Source organism: Vreelandella subterranea (genome assembly GCF_900111305.1).
Classification (GTDB): Bacteria; Pseudomonadota; Gammaproteobacteria; order Pseudomonadales; family Halomonadaceae; genus Vreelandella; species Vreelandella subterranea.
The window spans coordinates 69,106-84,400 of record NZ_FOGS01000001.1 but is presented as its reverse complement, the minus strand read 5'-3'; the positions used below and the strand labels follow the sequence as shown (position 1 = coordinate 84,400).

Sequence of the window (15,295 nt, the reverse complement as noted above, 5' to 3'; positions counted from 1 at the left end):
AACATTGGTGTAAATTGTTCAACATAAACTTTTGTATGGTTGCTTGGTGCCTGTGGGTGGTGATGGCCTTAGCGGGTTAGCGGCCTTGCGCAATAATGTCACGCAGGGCGCTCATCAAGGTGGCGGCGCCGGGGGAGAGCCGCTGGTGGCGCAAACTCACCAGCCCATAGGGTTGAACGCTGAGCGTCTCGCTGAAGGGCAGCAGATGGAAGCGTTGCGGGTTGCATAGCAGGTTGGCGGCCTCGCGGGTGGTCACTGTGATGGTGTCGGATTTATCGACCAGCGCGAGGGACACCATTAAATCCGCAGTATCGACGATTTGGCGCGGCGGCGTTACCTGATGATGCAAAAACAGGCTGTCGACCCGCTGACGCATCAGCGCCCCAATGGGCTGTAGCGACCACGGGTAGTCCGCCATGTCGCACAGGCTAAGTGTGGTTTTATCGGCTAACGGGTGATTTTGGCGGCAGACAAAACACAGTTCTTCTTCGCCAATCTCTTCAAATACAAAGCGCTCCACGTCAAAGCCCGCCGGAATCCGCGTAATCGCGAAGTCCAGTTCGCCCTCAAGCAAGCGTGGCACCAGGGCCTTGCTGACATCCACATCAACACTGATCTTGAGTCCCGGCCGGTCTCTGTGTACTCGCTCGATGGCGCTGGTCAGTAGCGTCACCGCCGGGGCCATTACCGTGCCGACGGCCACCGTACCTGCATTGCCTTCACCTAGGGCATTCAACTCCTCACCCGTTTGGCGCAGTGTCGATAACATGCTGTGCGCGTGGCGAATCATTATCTCGCCGTACCAGTTAGGCGTCAGTCCGCGAGGGTGGCGGTCGAATAAACGAGTGCCCAGGTTGGTTTCCAGGTCGCTGAGTAACTTGGAGGCGGCGGGCTGGCTCATATGTAACTGAGCGGCCGCACGGTGAAGGTTACGCTGCTCGTCGAGCGCTAAAAATAGCTGCAGATGGCGCAACTTTAGTCGCACGTCCAAAAACCAGTTCTCGCTGAGAACGCCCATGGAATAAGCCTTTTGTTGTTATTGATAGCAATAAGCATATCAAAGTTGCCATGTTCGTATATTGGTTGGTTATGGCGGAGGTGTCTACTGTAACGCTTGTACAGGCGACGCTAACGTCGCCCTAATAACAAAAACGCAAGGAGCAGTCTCATGCCTCTCATGTACGCTCATGGGGTCAGCGCAAGGCCCAGCCTGTTATTGAGTGCCGGTATCACGATGCTATTGCTTGGCGCCACCCAGGCACAAGGCGAAGAAACCACCGCTGGAAATGGCGCGGAACGCAGCATTGATAAATCGGTATTTGGACACTTACCCGACGGCCGCCAGGTCGATGTCTACCGGTTGACCAATGCCAACGGCATCGAACTTCAGGTCACCAACTACGGTGGCATCATCCTGTCATTGAAGACGCCCGATGTAGACGGTGAGTTCGATGATATCGCGCTGGGTTTCGACTCGCTTGAGGCCTATCTTTCCGACCAATACCGCCAGGCCAATCCCTATTTCGGTGCCATCATCGGGCGCTACGGCAACCGCATAGCGGGTGGTCAGTTTTCGCTCGATGGCGAGACCTACTCACTGGCCACCAATGATGGCAACAATCATCTACACGGCGGCGATCAGGGCTTCGATAAGGTCTTGTGGCAGGCCGAGCCGTTCGATAACGCGTCGGGCACGGGGCTTGCGCTGCGCTATATCAGCGAGGATGGCGAAGAGGGCTATCCGGGGAGGCTGGAGACGCAAGTCACCTACACCCTGACCGATAACGATGAGCTGATGGTGGATTATCGCGCCACCACTGATAAAGTCACGCCGGTCAACCTGACCCAGCACAGCTACTTCAACCTGAAGGGCGAAGGCAGCGACACCGTTCTCGATCACCATTTGCTGATCAACGCTTCTGAATTTACACCGGTCAACGACAACCTGATTCCCACCGGCGAAATCCGCTCGGTAGACGGCACACCGTTCGACTTTACCCAGCCGACGCCGATCGGTGAGCGGATTGATCAGGACAACGAGCAGTTGGGTTTTGGCGGTGGCTATGACCACAACTTCGTGCTGGATCGCGACAACGCAGCGTCGGATGAGCTTGTCTTGGCTGCCAAGGTATGGGAGCCGCAAAGCGGACGCATGGTGGAAATCGAAACCACGGAGCCAGGCATCCAGTTCTATTCGGGTAATTTTCTCGACGGCAGCCTGACCGGCAAGCGGGGCGAGCCTTACGGACACCGTTCCGGCTTTGCCCTGGAAACCCAGCATTATCCCGATTCTCCCAACCAGGAGGCGTTTCCCAGCACGGTCCTGGAGCCCGGCGAGACCTATCGCTCACGCACGGTATATCGCTTTTCTGCCCAGGAGGCGTTTGATTCGTAACCTGTCGTGGTTTGCCCCGGCAAGCCGAGACATCAATAGCCATCATCACAATCAACAACAAGATTCGCCAACACATCAGGAGTACGACCATGCGATTAACAACAAACCTGACCACGACCTTTACCCGCTTAGCCCTCGGTAGCGCCGTTATGTTGGCGTCTCTGGGCACTGCGCAGGCGCAGGATGACGAGGTGAAGATCGGCTTCATCGTCAAGAAACCGGAACAGGCGTGGTTTATCAATGAACAGCGGGCAGCCACCGAGGTGGGTGAAGAACTCGGCTTCGACGTGGTACGGCTGGGCGGCGAAGATGGCCAGGCAGTGCTTAGCGCCATTGATAACCTCAATTCCCAGGGCGCGGAAGGGTTTGTCATCTGCCCGCCGGATGTGCGTCTGGGGCCAGCCATCATGAACCGTGCCGAGCAGTACGGTATGAAAGTGATCACCGTCGATGATCAGTTTGTCACCGCCAGCGGGGAGCCCATGGAAGGTGTCCCGCATCTGGGGATGTCCGGCTACAAGATCGGTCAGCAGGTAGGCAATGCGATTGCCGACGAAATGGAAGCCCGCGGCTGGAACCCTGAAGAGGTTGCCGCGCTGCGTATTACCAATAACGAACTGCCCACCGCCGTTGAACGCACCGATGGTGCCACCGAGGCGCTGCTGGAATCGGGTTTCTCCGAAGGCAATATCTTTGACGCCCCCCAGCAGAACAGCGACACCTCCAGCGCTTTCTCCGCCGCTTCGCCGGTGCTCGCTCAGCATGGCGATTACGAGCACTGGGTAATCTATGCCCTCAATGAGGAGAGCGTGCTTGGTGGGGTCAGGGCGACCGAACAGTACGGCATGGCCGCCGAGGACGTTATCGGGGTTGGGATCAACGGTTCCGGTGCCGCCTTTGCCGAATTCTCCCGTCAGAACCCCACCGGCTTTCACGGCACCGTAGCGGTGAGCTCCACCATGCACGGCCGCCAGACCGCCGAAGATATTTATCGCTGGATTACCGAAGACCAGGAACCACCGGCCAACACCGAGACCTCCGGCACCTTGATGACCCGCGATAACTGGCAGGAAGTTCGCGAAGAGCTAGGGCTGTAACAGATTGTCTGCTGGAGTGCTTACGCATGTCTGATGCTTATTTACGTTTCGATGGTATCAGTGTCGTTTTTCCCGGCGTGCGTGCGCTGGATGGCGTGAGCTTTGACGCTCACGCCGGCCAGGTGCATGCGTTGATGGGTGAAAACGGCGCGGGTAAATCGACTCTGCTCAAGGTGCTGAGTGGCGTTAACCACGTGACCGAAGGCGCGCTGTGGATCAATGGCCAGCGTCACGTCTTCAGCAACACGCGGGAGGCGTTGCGCGAAGGCATCGCCATCATCTATCAGGAATTGACGCTGTCTCCCAACATGTCGGTGGCCGAGAACCTGCTGCTCGGCCAACTGCCCACGCGGCAGGGGTTCGTGAACCGCCGTCAGTTGAAGGAAAAAGCCATGGCGATCCTGGCCGACCTGGGCGAAGGGGAGATTCATCCCTCGACCAAGGTACGCGAGCTTTCCATCGGCCAGCAGCAAATGATCGAGATTGGTCGTGCGTTGCTGCGCGACGCCAAGGTGATCGCCTTTGATGAGCCGACCAGCAGTCTCTCTATCCAGGAAACCCGCCAACTCAAGCGCATCGTCCAACGACTGCGCGACGAAGGGCGCGTCGTGCTCTACGTGACTCATCGCATGGAGGAGGTGTTCGAGATGTGCGATGCGGTCACCATCTTCCGCGACGGTCAGCATATTCGGACCCATGAGGATATGTCGACGCTCAATCACGATCTGCTGGTGAGTGAAATGGTGGGACGCGATATCGATGACGTGTATGGCTATCGCCCCCGGGAACAGGGTGACGTGATCTTGAGCGTCGAGGGTATCGAAGGGCGCGGTCTCAGGGCGCCGGTAAGCTTTTCCGTCAAGCGCGGTGAAGTATTCGGGCTGTTTGGCCTGGTGGGCGCCGGTCGCAGCGAGCTGCTGCGTCTGGTGTGCGGCGTTGAATCCCCCAAGGCCGGTAGTGTCACCTTTAACGGCGAGTCGCGGCGTTTCAAGAGCCCTGGCGAGGCGATTCGTGCTGGCATTGCCATGTGCCCGGAAGATCGCAAATCACAGGGCATCTTCCCGGTGGCAAGCGTTGCCGACAACCTCAATATCAGCTGTCGGCGTTTTTTCAAACGCTGGGGGCTCTTCCGCCACCCCGGGCGTGAGCGGCGCAACGCCGAGTCGTATATCCAGCAGCTCAGCGTCAAGACCCCGGGCCCGCGTTCGCCTATCGGCAAACTGTCGGGGGGCAATCAGCAGAAGGTGATTCTGGCTCGCTGGCTGGCCGAAGAGATCGACCTGTTTGTGATGGACGAGCCGACGCGGGGTATTGATGTGGGCGCTCGCCGAGACATTTATTCGCTGCTTTACGACCTGGCCGAGGAGGGCAAAAGCGTGGTGGTGATTTCCAGTGACCTGGCGGAAGTCAGCTCCATTTGTGACCGCATTGCCGTGATGCGTGACGGCGAGCTGGTGGAAGTGGTGCCACGCGAATCAGCCACCCCCGAACGGCTTCTGGGTCTGGCACTGCCTGCCTGACGTCTATTTTTAGACCACACATTTCAGAGCAGATGTTTTTCAGGACTCAAGCGCTTCAAAACACAAGCTCAGGACAAACACCATGACAACCGACAACGTAACCCAAGGTGAGAATGCACCTGCCCGTCCGGCGGGGCGCCAGGGGCTTATCAAGCCGCTACGCACGCTGCTGGACACTTCCGGGCTGATTGCCATTTTCTTGCTGCTGTTCATAGCACTAGCCGTTCTTATTCCCGATTTTCTCACCGGCCGCAACATGGTCGGGCTGCTGCTTTCGATCACCCTGATCGGCAGTTTGGCCACCACCATGATGCTGGTATTGGCGCTGGGCGAGGTGGACCTTTCGGTGGCTTCCACGGTGGCCTTTGCCGGGGTGGTGGCAGCGGTGGTGACGACCAACACCGGTAGCGTATTTATCGGCGTGATGGGCGGCATTGTCGCCGGTGGTGCGGTAGGGGCCTTCAACGGGCTGGTGATCGCCAAGTTCGGCATTAACTCACTGATTGCCACTCTGGCGGCGATGGAGTTTGTGCGGGGCCTGGCCTACATCACCTCCGGGGGCGATGCCGTGATGATTACCGTGCCGAGCTTCTTTGACCTGGGCAGCGCCTCGTTCCTGGGCCTGACCCTGCCGGTATGGACCATGCTGGCCTGCTTTGTGATCTTTGGCGTGATACTCAACTTGACGGCCTTCGGGCGCAACGTGCTGGCCACCGGCGGTAACGCTGAAGCCGCCGCGCTGGCTGGGGTCAACGTTCGCCGTCTGAAGATTATTGTCTTCGGTTTGCAGGGCGTGGTTGCCGGCGTGGTGGGTGTGTTGCTGGCGTCACGCATGGGGCTTGGCGATCCGAATACCTCCATGGGGCTGGAACTGGCGGTGATTTCTGCCTGTGTGCTGGGCGGCGTGGCGCTATCCGGTGGTGTCGCGACGATCACCGGCGTGCTAGTCGGGGTGCTGATCATGGGTTGCGTGCAGAACGCCATGGGACTGCTCAACGTGCCGACCTTCTACCAGTACCTGGTGCGCGGTGCGATTCTGCTGCTGGCGGTGATGTTCGACCGTTGGAAACAGACGCGTCGTCAGCGGGCCTGACGCTAACTTTCCTATTCCTCTTTGCTATACAACCTTCTTCCCCGATTTTTACGGAGAGTCTCCCATGTCTGATCGCAAGCCGCCCCTACGCTCTGCCCAGTGGTTCGGCACCGCCGACAAGAACGGCTTCATGTACCGCAGTTGGATGAAAAACCAGGGCATTCCTGACCATGAGTTCCAGGGCAAACCGGTTATCGGGATCTGCAATACCTGGTCGGAGCTGACGCCCTGCAACGCGCATTTCCGCAAGCTGGCGGACCACGTCAAGCAGGGGGTTCTGGAAGCGGGCGGCTACCCGGTGGAGTTTCCGGTGTTCTCCAACGGTGAGTCCAACCTGCGCCCTACGGCCATGTTCACCCGCAACCTGGCCAGCATGGACGTGGAAGAAGCCATTCGCGGCAACCCCATCGATGCCGTCGTGCTGCTGGTGGGTTGCGACAAGACCACCCCGGCGCTTTTGATGGGGGCGGCAAGCTGCGATATCCCCACCATTGTGGTCACCGGCGGGCCGATGCTCAACGGCAAGCACAAGGGGAAGGATATCGGCTCCGGCACCGTAGTCTGGCAGCTCTCCGAGCAGGTCAAGGCGGGTGAGATATCGATGCACGACTTCATGGCCGCGGAGGCGGGCATGTCCCGCTCGGCGGGGACCTGCAACACCATGGGGACTGCCTCCACCATGGCCTGCATGGCGGAGTCATTGGGTACCTCGTTGCCGCATAACGCGGCGATTCCGGCAGTCGATTCCCGCCGCTATGTACTCGCGCACCTCTCCGGCAACCGGATTGTCGAGATGGTCAATGAAGACCTCAAGCTCTCCAAAATCCTCACCAAGGAAGCCTTCGATAACGCCATCCGCACCAATGCGGCCATCGGCGGCTCCACCAACGCGGTGATTCACCTCAAGGCGATTGCCGGGCGCATCGGTGTGGATCTCACCCTGGACGACTGGAGCCGGGTCGGGCGCGGCACGCCCACGGTGGTCGATCTGCAGCCCTCCGGGCGTTTTCTGATGGAAGAGTTCTACTACGCCGGTGGCCTGCCTGCGGTGCTTAGACGCCTGGGCGAGGCCGACCGGCTACCCTTCAAGGACGCGCTCACCGTTAACGGCAAGACCCTTTGGGAGAACGTCAAAGACGCGCCGCACTACAACGACGAGGTGATCCGCCCGCTGGACAACCCGCTCACCGCGGATGGCGGTATCTGCGTGGTGCGCGGCAACCTGGCTCCCAACGGCGCGGTGCTCAAACCCTCGGCGGCGAAAGCCGAACTCATGCAGCACCGCGGCCGCGCGGTGGTCTTCGAGGACTTTGACGACTACAAGGCGCGCATCAACGACCCGGACCTGGACGTGGAAGCCAACGACATTCTAGTCATGAAGCACTGCGGTCCCCGCGGTTATCACGGCATGGCCGAGGTGGGCAATATGGGCCTGCCGCCCAAGATCCTCGCCCAGGGGATTACCGACATGGTGCGTATCTCCGATGCGCGCATGAGCGGCACCGCCTACGGCACCGTGGTGTTGCACGTGGCCCCGGAAGCCGCCGCGGGCGGCCCGCTGGCCGCGGTACGCAACGGCGACTGGATCGAGCTCGACTGCGCAAGCGGCCGACTGCACCTGGATATCAGCGACGAAGCGCTGGCCTCACGCCTGGCCGAGAGCGACCCCACCGCCGCCTCGACACTGATTGCCAGCCAGGGAGGCTACCGCCAGCTGTACATCGAGCGTGTGCTGCAAGCGGACGAAGGCTGTGATTTCGACTTTCTGGTCGGCTGCCGAGGCTCTGATGTGCCGCGTCATTCGCACTGATTGCCAAACCGCTTAGGCTTCACGGGCGGTTTGGCTGTCAAGCAGCGTCTGGCTATCGGTAGCGTTCAGCGCTATGGCGATGCCGCCCATGCAGGTCATGTCGCGATCCCAGGCGCAGCTTTCGATGCGTGTGGTGCCCCTCAGTTCGGCCACCAGGGCGTTATCAATGGCGCCATGCATGGCGGTTTGCATGGCGTCAAAGCCGCGCACGCCGGAACCGGTAATCAGTACCAGGTCGGGGTTGAACAGCGCCAGCACATTGGCGATACCGACCCCCAGCGCACGGCCTGCTTCTGCATAGATGCGCTTGGCGACCGGGTTACCGTGTAATGCCAGTTGGGTCAGTGCCTGCATCTGCTGCTCGGAAGGGTGCGCGCTGTCGCCGACGGGTAATTCTAAAGGGTCAGCGGCGGCGCGGTAGAGCGCGTAGTCGCTGGCGTAGGCTTCGATACAGCCGCGTCGCCCGCAGGCGCACAGTGCGCCGTCGGGCTGGTATTTGCTATGCCCAAATTCGGCCGCGGAGCCATTGGCACCCAGAAAGGGCACGCCGCTAATCAACACCGACATGCCGATACCGTAGCCCAGCATAATCACCACCAGGTTGGGGCAGTCGGCATAGGCGGGCTGGGCCGCCAGCAAGCTGGCGATACAGTTGGCATCATTCTCGAGCAGCACGCTGCAGTGAAAACGCTTCGCCAATCGCGCCGATATCGGGGCGTTACGAAAGCTTAAAGCGGGTGACCAGATGATCGTACCGCTTTGCGACGACACCACCCCCTGTACTGCCAAACAGATCCCCGCCAAGCGCTGAAACCCCGTCAACTGTCGAGTGCAAAGAGCGCTGATCTTGTCTTCCAGCAGTGCTTCCAGATCGTCGGCGTTAAGCGTCAAGGTTGACACCGTATGGTGCTCGCTGTGGCGGACCTGACCCGCAAAGTCACCCACTACCAACTGGATTTCATTGATCGATAACTTGACGCACACCACGCAGGCGGCATTGGGGGCGAGTTCTATCAGGGTCTTTGGCCGTCCACGGCCGTTGGGGCGGGGTGCTTCGGGCGGTCTTTCCGTAATCAAGCCTTGCTGGAGCAGCTCGGCACTGATCGAGGTCACGGTAGCGGAGCTAATCCCGTTCAGTGTGCCCAGGTCGACACGCGCGGCTGGCCCTCGGTCGCGCAAGGTTCGAATCACCGCCAGGGTATTATCGTGGCGGCTTGTATCAGTGGACGGTAGGGCCATAAATATCGCCATTGTTAAGCAGGACGGGAAGGTCGGTTCACGTTCTCATCCTGGCGTGTTCGCCTGATGGCCAAAATGCGACCTAAGTTGCATATGCAGTTATTTATTTTAGTACCTAAAGTAAATAGGGCAGCACGCTATAAAAATCAATATTGGCGATACCTGCACGCATAACAACAACAGCAATAAACAGGTGGCTCATGCTCTTATCGGCGCGGCAAATCTGTCGCTCTTTCGGCGAAAACCAGGTGTTATTCGACATTGACCTCGACCTACAGGCGGGGGAAGTGCACGCCCTGCTGGGCGAGAACGGTGCCGGTAAGTCGACGCTGGTCAAAATCCTGGCCGGTTATCTTCGTCCTACCTCGGGCGAGGTGTCAGTCGATGGCCAACACCAGCATTACCGCTCAAGCGGCGAGGCTGAGGCCGACGGAATAGTAATGATCCACCAGGAACTGGCGCTGGCGGAACAGCTCAGCGTTGAGGAGAACATCTTTTTGGGGCGCGAATTGCGGCGTGGGTTGCTGCTGGATCGCCGCACCATGCGAGAGCGCAGTAAAGAGGTGCTGGCCGAACTTGAAACTGACGTTGATCCACGCGCGCGAGTGAAAGACTTAAGCACCTCTGATCAGCAAATGGTGGAAATCGCCAAGGCCATCACCCGCGATGTACGCGTGCTGATCATGGATGAGCCCACCGCCACCCTGACCGAAAACGAAGTGTCGGTGCTATTCGCCCTCATCGGCCGCTTGCGCCAGCGGGGCGTGGCGGTTCTGTATATCTCCCACAAGCTGCGTGAAATCGAGCAGATCGCCGACCATGTGACGGTGCTGCGAGATGGTCACCTGGTGGATAGTGGGCCGATGGCCGGGCGCCGCAAGGAAGAGCTGGCACGGCTGATGGTGGGTCGGGAAATAACGGAGATGTATCCGCCGCGTACGGATATTCCGACTGATGCGCCGGTGGTGCTGGAAGCGCGGGATATGGTGGTGCCCGGCGCGGTTAAACAGGCCAGCTTTACGCTGCGGCGTGGCGAGGTGCTTGGTTTCGGGGGTGTGGTGGGCGCCGGTCGCACCGCGCTGCTCGAAGCGGTGCTGGGCCTGCGCGGTAAAAGTGCTGGCCAAGTGTTGCGCAACGGCCAGCCGGTCGTGTTGAAAAATTTGCGCGATGCGGTGCACCAGCGGATTGCCTATCTGACGGAGGACCGCAAAGGCAAAGGCCTGGTGCTCAATATGGATCTGCGCTCCAACGTTACGCTGCTCAATCTACGTGCTCACTGTCACCCGCTGATTGACCGCCGCCTTGAAGAGCAAGCCTTCCAGCAAGCCATCCAGCGTTTCGATATTCGCTTGCGCACGGCGACGCGCACCGCCGCCGAGCTTTCTGGTGGCAATCAGCAGAAGTTGCTGCTCGCCAAGGTGATGTCCATCGACCCTGAAATCGTGATTATCAACGAACCGACCCGGGGCATCGATGTGGGCACCAAGCACCAGATCTATCACTTCATTCGCGAGCTCACTGAAGCGGGCTGCTCGGTCATCCTGATCTCCTCAGAGATGGGCGAGTTGATCGGGCTTTCCCACCGAGTGGCGGTGATGTGCGCAGGCGTGCTCACCGGGGTGCTTGAAGGCGAGCAGATTAATGAGCACGAAATCATGCAGTACGCATCCGGTATTAAGGGAGTAGGGGTCGATGAGCAGCGTTATGGCTAATAACAAATCAACGAATAAAGCAGCTAACCCAACCACTCAGAAAAAGGGCTTCTCCATAGCCCTTAAAATAGACCTTAAAACCTGGGGGCCTTTCGTCGCGCTGCTCGCCCTGGCGCTGCTGGGGGTGCTGATTAATCCTGCTTTTCTGGGACTGGATAATCTCTCGAACATGCTCACCCGCAGCGCCTTTATCGGCATTATCGCCATCGGCGCCACCTTTGTGATTACCGCGGGCGGACTGGATCTCTCGGTCGGGGCGATGGCCGCCTTTATTGCCGGGGTAATGATCATTCTGATGAACAGTCTGGTCGAGCAGTTCGGTGCCGGTGTCACCACCGTGCTGCTGGGCGTGGGTGCCTCACTGCTACTCGGGCTGTGCGCTGGTTTTATCAACGGCATGGTGACCACCAAAGGCAAAATCGAAGCCTTTATCGTCACCCTTGGCACCATGGGGATTTACCGCTCGCTGGTCACTTACCTCGCCGATGGCGGCACCCTGACCCTGGATTGGGCAGTGCGCGATATCTACCGCCCGGTCTATTACGGCAGCTTTCTGGGCATCACCATTCCGGTCTGGGTATTTCTGGCGGTCGCGATTATTGGTTACATCCTGCTCAACTACACCCGCTTCGGGCGCTACTGCTTTGCCATCGGCTCCAATGAAAAAGTTGCCGAATACAGCGCCATCCACGTGGATCGCATCAAAACCATGACCTACATGCTGCAAGGCGTGTGCGTGGCCTTGGCGACGATTATTTATGTGCCTCGGCTGGGCTCTGCATCAGGGGCTACCGGGGTGCTCTGGGAGTTAGAGGCAATTGCCGCTGTGATCATCGGTGGCACCATGCTCAAGGGCGGCCACGGGCGCATCTGGGGCACGGTGGTAGGCGCCATCATGCTCACCATGATCGGCAATATTCTCAACTTGACCGACGCCATTTCCAACTATCTCAACGGTACGGTGCAGGGGATCATCATCATTGTGGCGGTCTATCTGCAGCGTGCCTCGTGGAGGAAGGCAGCACCGTAAGGCGCTCAAAGCCAGCGCAACATAAACCCATAGCAGCTCGCAGCCTAACAAGTACAAACACGAAAGGAGCATCACTATGCGAACCATCAAAACAGCCGTGGCGGCCTGCGTCGCTACAGCAGCACTCACTACAACAATAGGGTTTTCCGGCGCCGCCGTTGCCCAGGAAGTCACCATCGGTGTATCCATTCCCGCCGCCACCCACGGCTGGACGGGCGGGGTCAATTACCATGCTGAAGAGGCCAAAAAACGCCTTGAGGCACTCTATCCCGATATTGAGATCACCATCTCCACCGCGGGCACGGCAGGCGAGCAGGCCAATGATCTGGAAGACCTGGTATCGCTGCGCAATATCGACGCGCTGGTGGTGCTGCCGTTTGAATCTGGCCCGCTGACTGATCCGGTGCGGCGTGTTAAAGAGTCGGGGGTTTTCGTGACGGTGGTGGATCGTGGCTTGACCGAAGAGGGTATCGAAGATCTCTACGTGGCGGGCAACAACCATGAGTTAGGCCGCGTTTCTGGCGAGTATATCCGTGAACGCCTGGATGGCGAAGGCGACATTGTGGTGCTGCGCGGTATTCCCACAGTGATTGACGATGAGCGGGTTCAGGGTTTCCAAGAGGCCATCGAAGGCTCCGAGGTCAATATTCTCGATATGCAGCACGCTAACTGGAACCGCGACGATGGCTTCGAGGTCATGCAGGACTACCTGTCGCGTTTCGACAATATCGACGCCGTCTGGGCCCAGGATGACGATATCGCCCTCGGCGTCATCGAAGCGGTGCGCCAGGCGGATCGTGAAGACGAGCTGTTTATTGTTGGCGGCGCGGGCATGAAGGACATTATCAAGCGTGTCATGGACGGCGATGAATTAGTGCCCGTCGATGTGCTTTATCCGCCCGGTATGATCGCCACGGCAATGGATCTGACCGTGCAGCACTTTGTCTCCAATGGCCCGGTGGTGGGCGAATATATTCTTGGCTCCCCGCTGATCACCCAGGAGAACGCCGAGCAGTACTACTTCCCTGACTCTCCGTTCTAAACACGGTCTGATCGCGTACTGATAACGCGTACTGATAGATAGGCGCGGATAAAAAGCACCACTCCAGCCCGCGCCTACCCACGCACTTAATCGAAACGATAGTGAGAGAGTCCTATGAAAACAATCAAAGGGCCAGCGCTCTTTCTCGCCCAGTTCGCCGGTGACGAAGCCCCATTTAACAGCCTCGATAGCATTGCCGCCTGGGCGGCGGGATTAGGTTATAAGGGCGTGCAGATTCCCAGTTGGGATGCACGCATGATCGATTTGAAACGCGCCGCCGAGAGCCGCACCTATTGCGACGAGATCAAGGGCACCCTGGCTGAACACGGCCTGGTGCTCACCGAGCTCTCTACCCACTTGCAGGGCCAGCTGGTGGCCGTGCACCCGGTTTACGATGAGATGTTCGATGGCTTTGCGGTGCCCGAGGTACGCGGTAACCCCAAGGCACGGCAGGAATGGGCGGTGGATCAGCTCAAGCTGGCTGCCAAGGCCTCGCAAAACCTCGGGCTCACCGACCATGGCACCTTTTCCGGGTCTCTGGCATGGCCGTTTATCTACCCCTGGCCTCAGCGCCCGGCGGGGCTCGTCGAAACCGCGTTTGACGAATTGGCCAAACGCTGGCGTCCCATTCTGGACGCCTTTGACGAAGCCGGGGTCAATCTCTGCTACGAAATTCACCCTGGCGAGGATCTCCACGATGGTATCACCTTCGAGATGTTTCTTGAGCGGGTCGGCCACCACCCCCGCTGCCATATCCTCTACGACCCCAGCCACCTGATCCTGCAGCAGCTCGACTACCGCGGCTTTCTGGATGTGTATCGCGACCATATTCAGATGTTTCACGTTAAGGACGCCGAGTTTAACCCCAGCCCCAAACAGGGCGTTTATTCCGGCTATCAGTCGTGGACTGAGCGCGCGGGCCGCTTCCGCTCCCTGGGTGATGGCCAAATCGATTTCAAGTCGATCTTCTCGTGGATGGCGGCCAACGACTACCACGGCTGGGCGGTGCTGGAGTGGGAGTGCTGCCTGAAGCACCCGGAAGTCGGCGCCCGGGAAGGCGCGACCTTTATTCGCGACCACATTATCGAGGTCACCGAGCGAGCATTCGATGACTTTGCTGACGGTGGCTCCGACGAGGCTGCCAATCGCCGCATTTTGGGTCTCAATTAACTAAAAGGGAGGCAATACGACATGAGCGATCAACACGACACGACACGTCGGCTGCGCCTGGGCATGGTCGGCGGTGGCCAGGGGGCCTTTATCGGCGGGGTGCACCGCATTGCCGCCCGGCTGGATGACCATTACGAGCTGGTGGCCGGGGCCTTTGCTTCTGACCCTGAGCGCAGCCGGGCCGCCGCGGCGGAATTACACGTCGCCGAAGATCGCGCTTACCCCGACTACCAAACCATGGCTGAGGCGGAGCGCAAGCGGTCGGATGCCATCGACGTGGTCGCCATCGTGACCCCCAACCACATGCACTTCGACGTGGCGCGCACCTTTCTTGAAGCGGGGTTTCACGTGATCTGCGACAAGCCGATGACGATCACCCTGGAAGAGGCGCAAACCCTCGCCGAGTTGGTGGAACGCTCCGGGCTGTTTTTCGGCTTGACCCATAACTACTCCGGCTACTCGCTTGTGCGCCAGGCGCGAGAAATGGTGGCTAACGGCGAGCTGGGTGACCTTCGCGTCGTCCAGGTGGAGTACCCGCAGGACTGGCTTTCCACCCGACTGGAAGAGAGTGGTGTGAAGCAGGCCGAGTGGCGCACCGACCCCAAGCGCAGCGGCCCGGCGGGCTGCTTGGGCGATATCGGCACCCACGCCTACCACCTGGCGCGCTATGTGACCGGGCTGGCGCTTCAGTCACTCGCCGCCGATATGCACACTTTTGTGGACGGCCGAGCGCTGGATGACAACGTGCATATGCTGTTGCGTTTCAAGGGCGGCGCACGGGGCATGTTGTGGTCGAGCCAAGTTGCGGCGGGGAATGAAAATGGCCTGCAGCTGCGCGTTTACGGCAGTCAGGGTGGCCTGGAGTGGCGCCAGGAAAATCCCAATCAGCTCGTGCATTCGCCGTTGGGAGAGCCTCCGCGGATATTGACCCGCAACGGCCCAGGCTTGTGTGAAGCTGCCCAGGCGGCGGCACGCATCCCACCGGGGCATCCGGAAGGCTATCTCGAAGCCTTTGCCCAGCTCTACAGCGATTTCGCCGTGCAAATTCGTGCCCGCCAAAATGGTGGAAACCTTGATGCGCTGGCCGCGCCCACGCCGGGTGTGGCCGACGGCGTTGACGGCCTGAGGTTTATCACCCGCGCGCTGGCCTCGTCCGCTGCTGGCGGGCAGTGGGTGGATGTTTAGTC

The 15,295-nt window shown here is 59.5% G+C and carries 12 protein-coding genes; 10 read left to right on the top strand and 2 right to left on the bottom strand.

Going from position 1 to position 15,295, the window contains the following annotated elements:
- Window positions 1-76 precede the first annotated feature (76 nt).
- A complete protein-coding gene (locus tag BMX75_RS00395; protein WP_092824242.1) occupies window positions 77-1,018 on the bottom strand; it encodes a LysR substrate-binding domain-containing protein in 942 nt (313 codons plus the stop codon).
- A 150-nt stretch (window positions 1,019-1,168) separates the two neighbouring features.
- Here BMX75_RS00395 and BMX75_RS00390 point away from each other — a divergent pair, with 150 nt between their 5' ends.
- From BMX75_RS00390 to BMX75_RS00370, 5 genes are all read left to right on the top strand, one after another.
- Window positions 1,169-2,395 carry an aldose epimerase family protein gene (locus BMX75_RS00390; RefSeq protein ID WP_245748309.1) on the top strand — a complete coding sequence of 409 codons (1,227 nt, stop codon included), beginning with the start codon at window positions 1,169-1,171 and terminating at the stop codon, window positions 2,393-2,395.
- An 89-nt stretch (window positions 2,396-2,484) separates the two neighbouring features.
- The gene (locus BMX75_RS00385; protein WP_092824240.1) at window positions 2,485-3,492 is read left to right on the top strand and encodes an arabinose ABC transporter substrate-binding protein; all 1,008 of its coding nucleotides are present in this window, start codon (window positions 2,485-2,487) and stop codon (window positions 3,490-3,492) included.
- 26 nt (window positions 3,493-3,518) lie between these two features.
- On the top strand, window positions 3,519-5,012 hold the full coding sequence (gene araG, locus BMX75_RS00380; RefSeq protein ID WP_092824238.1) for an L-arabinose ABC transporter ATP-binding protein AraG: 1,494 nt from the start codon (window positions 3,519-3,521) through the stop codon (window positions 5,010-5,012).
- A gap of 82 nt (window positions 5,013-5,094) precedes the next feature.
- Entirely contained in the window at window positions 5,095-6,105 is a 1,011-nt protein-coding gene (araH, locus tag BMX75_RS00375) for an L-arabinose ABC transporter permease AraH (RefSeq protein WP_092824235.1), read from the top strand.
- A gap of 64 nt (window positions 6,106-6,169) precedes the next feature.
- Window positions 6,170-7,915 (top strand): IlvD/Edd family dehydratase, encoded by a 1,746-nt coding sequence (locus BMX75_RS00370; RefSeq protein ID WP_092824231.1) that lies wholly within the window; start codon window positions 6,170-6,172, stop codon window positions 7,913-7,915.
- Window positions 7,916-7,927: 12 nt separating this feature from the next.
- On the opposite strand, the gene BMX75_RS00365 is transcribed toward BMX75_RS00370, so the two are convergent.
- On the bottom strand, window positions 7,928-9,154 hold the full coding sequence (locus BMX75_RS00365; protein ID WP_092824228.1) for an ROK family transcriptional regulator: 1,227 nt from the start codon (window positions 9,152-9,154) through the stop codon (window positions 7,928-7,930).
- Window positions 9,155-9,354: 200 nt separating this feature from the next.
- Here BMX75_RS00365 and BMX75_RS00360 point away from each other — a divergent pair, with 200 nt between their 5' ends.
- From BMX75_RS00360 to BMX75_RS00340, 5 genes are all read left to right on the top strand, one after another.
- On the top strand, window positions 9,355-10,866 hold the full coding sequence (locus tag BMX75_RS00360) for a sugar ABC transporter ATP-binding protein (protein ID WP_092824224.1): 1,512 nt from the start codon (window positions 9,355-9,357) through the stop codon (window positions 10,864-10,866).
- Entirely contained in the window at window positions 10,859-11,896 is a 1,038-nt protein-coding gene (locus tag BMX75_RS00355) for an ABC transporter permease (protein WP_245748308.1), read from the top strand. Before BMX75_RS00360 ends, BMX75_RS00355 begins: the two co-directional genes overlap by 8 nt.
- A gap of 76 nt (window positions 11,897-11,972) precedes the next feature.
- Window positions 11,973-12,938, top strand: a complete 966-nt coding sequence (locus tag BMX75_RS00350) for an ABC transporter substrate-binding protein (protein ID WP_092824218.1) — start codon at window positions 11,973-11,975, stop codon at window positions 12,936-12,938.
- Between the two features lie 114 nt (window positions 12,939-13,052).
- Window positions 13,053-14,108 (top strand): sugar phosphate isomerase/epimerase family protein, encoded by a 1,056-nt coding sequence (locus tag BMX75_RS00345; protein ID WP_092824215.1) that lies wholly within the window; start codon window positions 13,053-13,055, stop codon window positions 14,106-14,108.
- 21 nt (window positions 14,109-14,129) lie between these two features.
- Window positions 14,130-15,293, top strand: coding sequence for a Gfo/Idh/MocA family protein (locus tag BMX75_RS00340; protein ID WP_092824212.1), 1,164 nt, complete (start codon window positions 14,130-14,132; stop codon window positions 15,291-15,293).
- Window positions 15,294-15,295: the final 2 nt, after the last annotated feature.

What these genes read in the sequence shown, in the direction of transcription:
- BMX75_RS00350 (WP_092824218.1), top strand. Translation starts at nt 11,973, where the DNA reads ATGCGAACCATCAAAACAGCCGTGGCGGCCTGCGTCGCTACAGCAGCA.
- BMX75_RS00395 (WP_092824242.1), bottom strand. Translation starts at nt 1,018, where the DNA reads ATGGGCGTTCTCAGCGAGAACTGGTTTTTGGACGTGCGACTAAAGTTG.
- BMX75_RS00365 (WP_092824228.1), bottom strand. Translation starts at nt 9,154, where the DNA reads ATGGCCCTACCGTCCACTGATACAAGCCGCCACGATAATACCCTGGCG.
- araH (WP_092824235.1), top strand. Translation starts at nt 5,095, where the DNA reads ATGACAACCGACAACGTAACCCAAGGTGAGAATGCACCTGCCCGTCCG.
- BMX75_RS00370 (WP_092824231.1), top strand. Translation starts at nt 6,170, where the DNA reads ATGTCTGATCGCAAGCCGCCCCTACGCTCTGCCCAGTGGTTCGGCACC.
- araG (WP_092824238.1), top strand. Translation starts at nt 3,519, where the DNA reads ATGTCTGATGCTTATTTACGTTTCGATGGTATCAGTGTCGTTTTTCCC.
- BMX75_RS00345 (WP_092824215.1), top strand. Translation starts at nt 13,053, where the DNA reads ATGAAAACAATCAAAGGGCCAGCGCTCTTTCTCGCCCAGTTCGCCGGT.
- BMX75_RS00390 (WP_245748309.1), top strand. Translation starts at nt 1,169, where the DNA reads ATGCCTCTCATGTACGCTCATGGGGTCAGCGCAAGGCCCAGCCTGTTA.
- BMX75_RS00360 (WP_092824224.1), top strand. Translation starts at nt 9,355, where the DNA reads ATGCTCTTATCGGCGCGGCAAATCTGTCGCTCTTTCGGCGAAAACCAG.
- BMX75_RS00340 (WP_092824212.1), top strand. Translation starts at nt 14,130, where the DNA reads ATGAGCGATCAACACGACACGACACGTCGGCTGCGCCTGGGCATGGTC.
- BMX75_RS00385 (WP_092824240.1), top strand. Translation starts at nt 2,485, where the DNA reads ATGCGATTAACAACAAACCTGACCACGACCTTTACCCGCTTAGCCCTC.
- BMX75_RS00355 (WP_245748308.1), top strand. Translation starts at nt 10,859, where the DNA reads ATGGCTAATAACAAATCAACGAATAAAGCAGCTAACCCAACCACTCAG.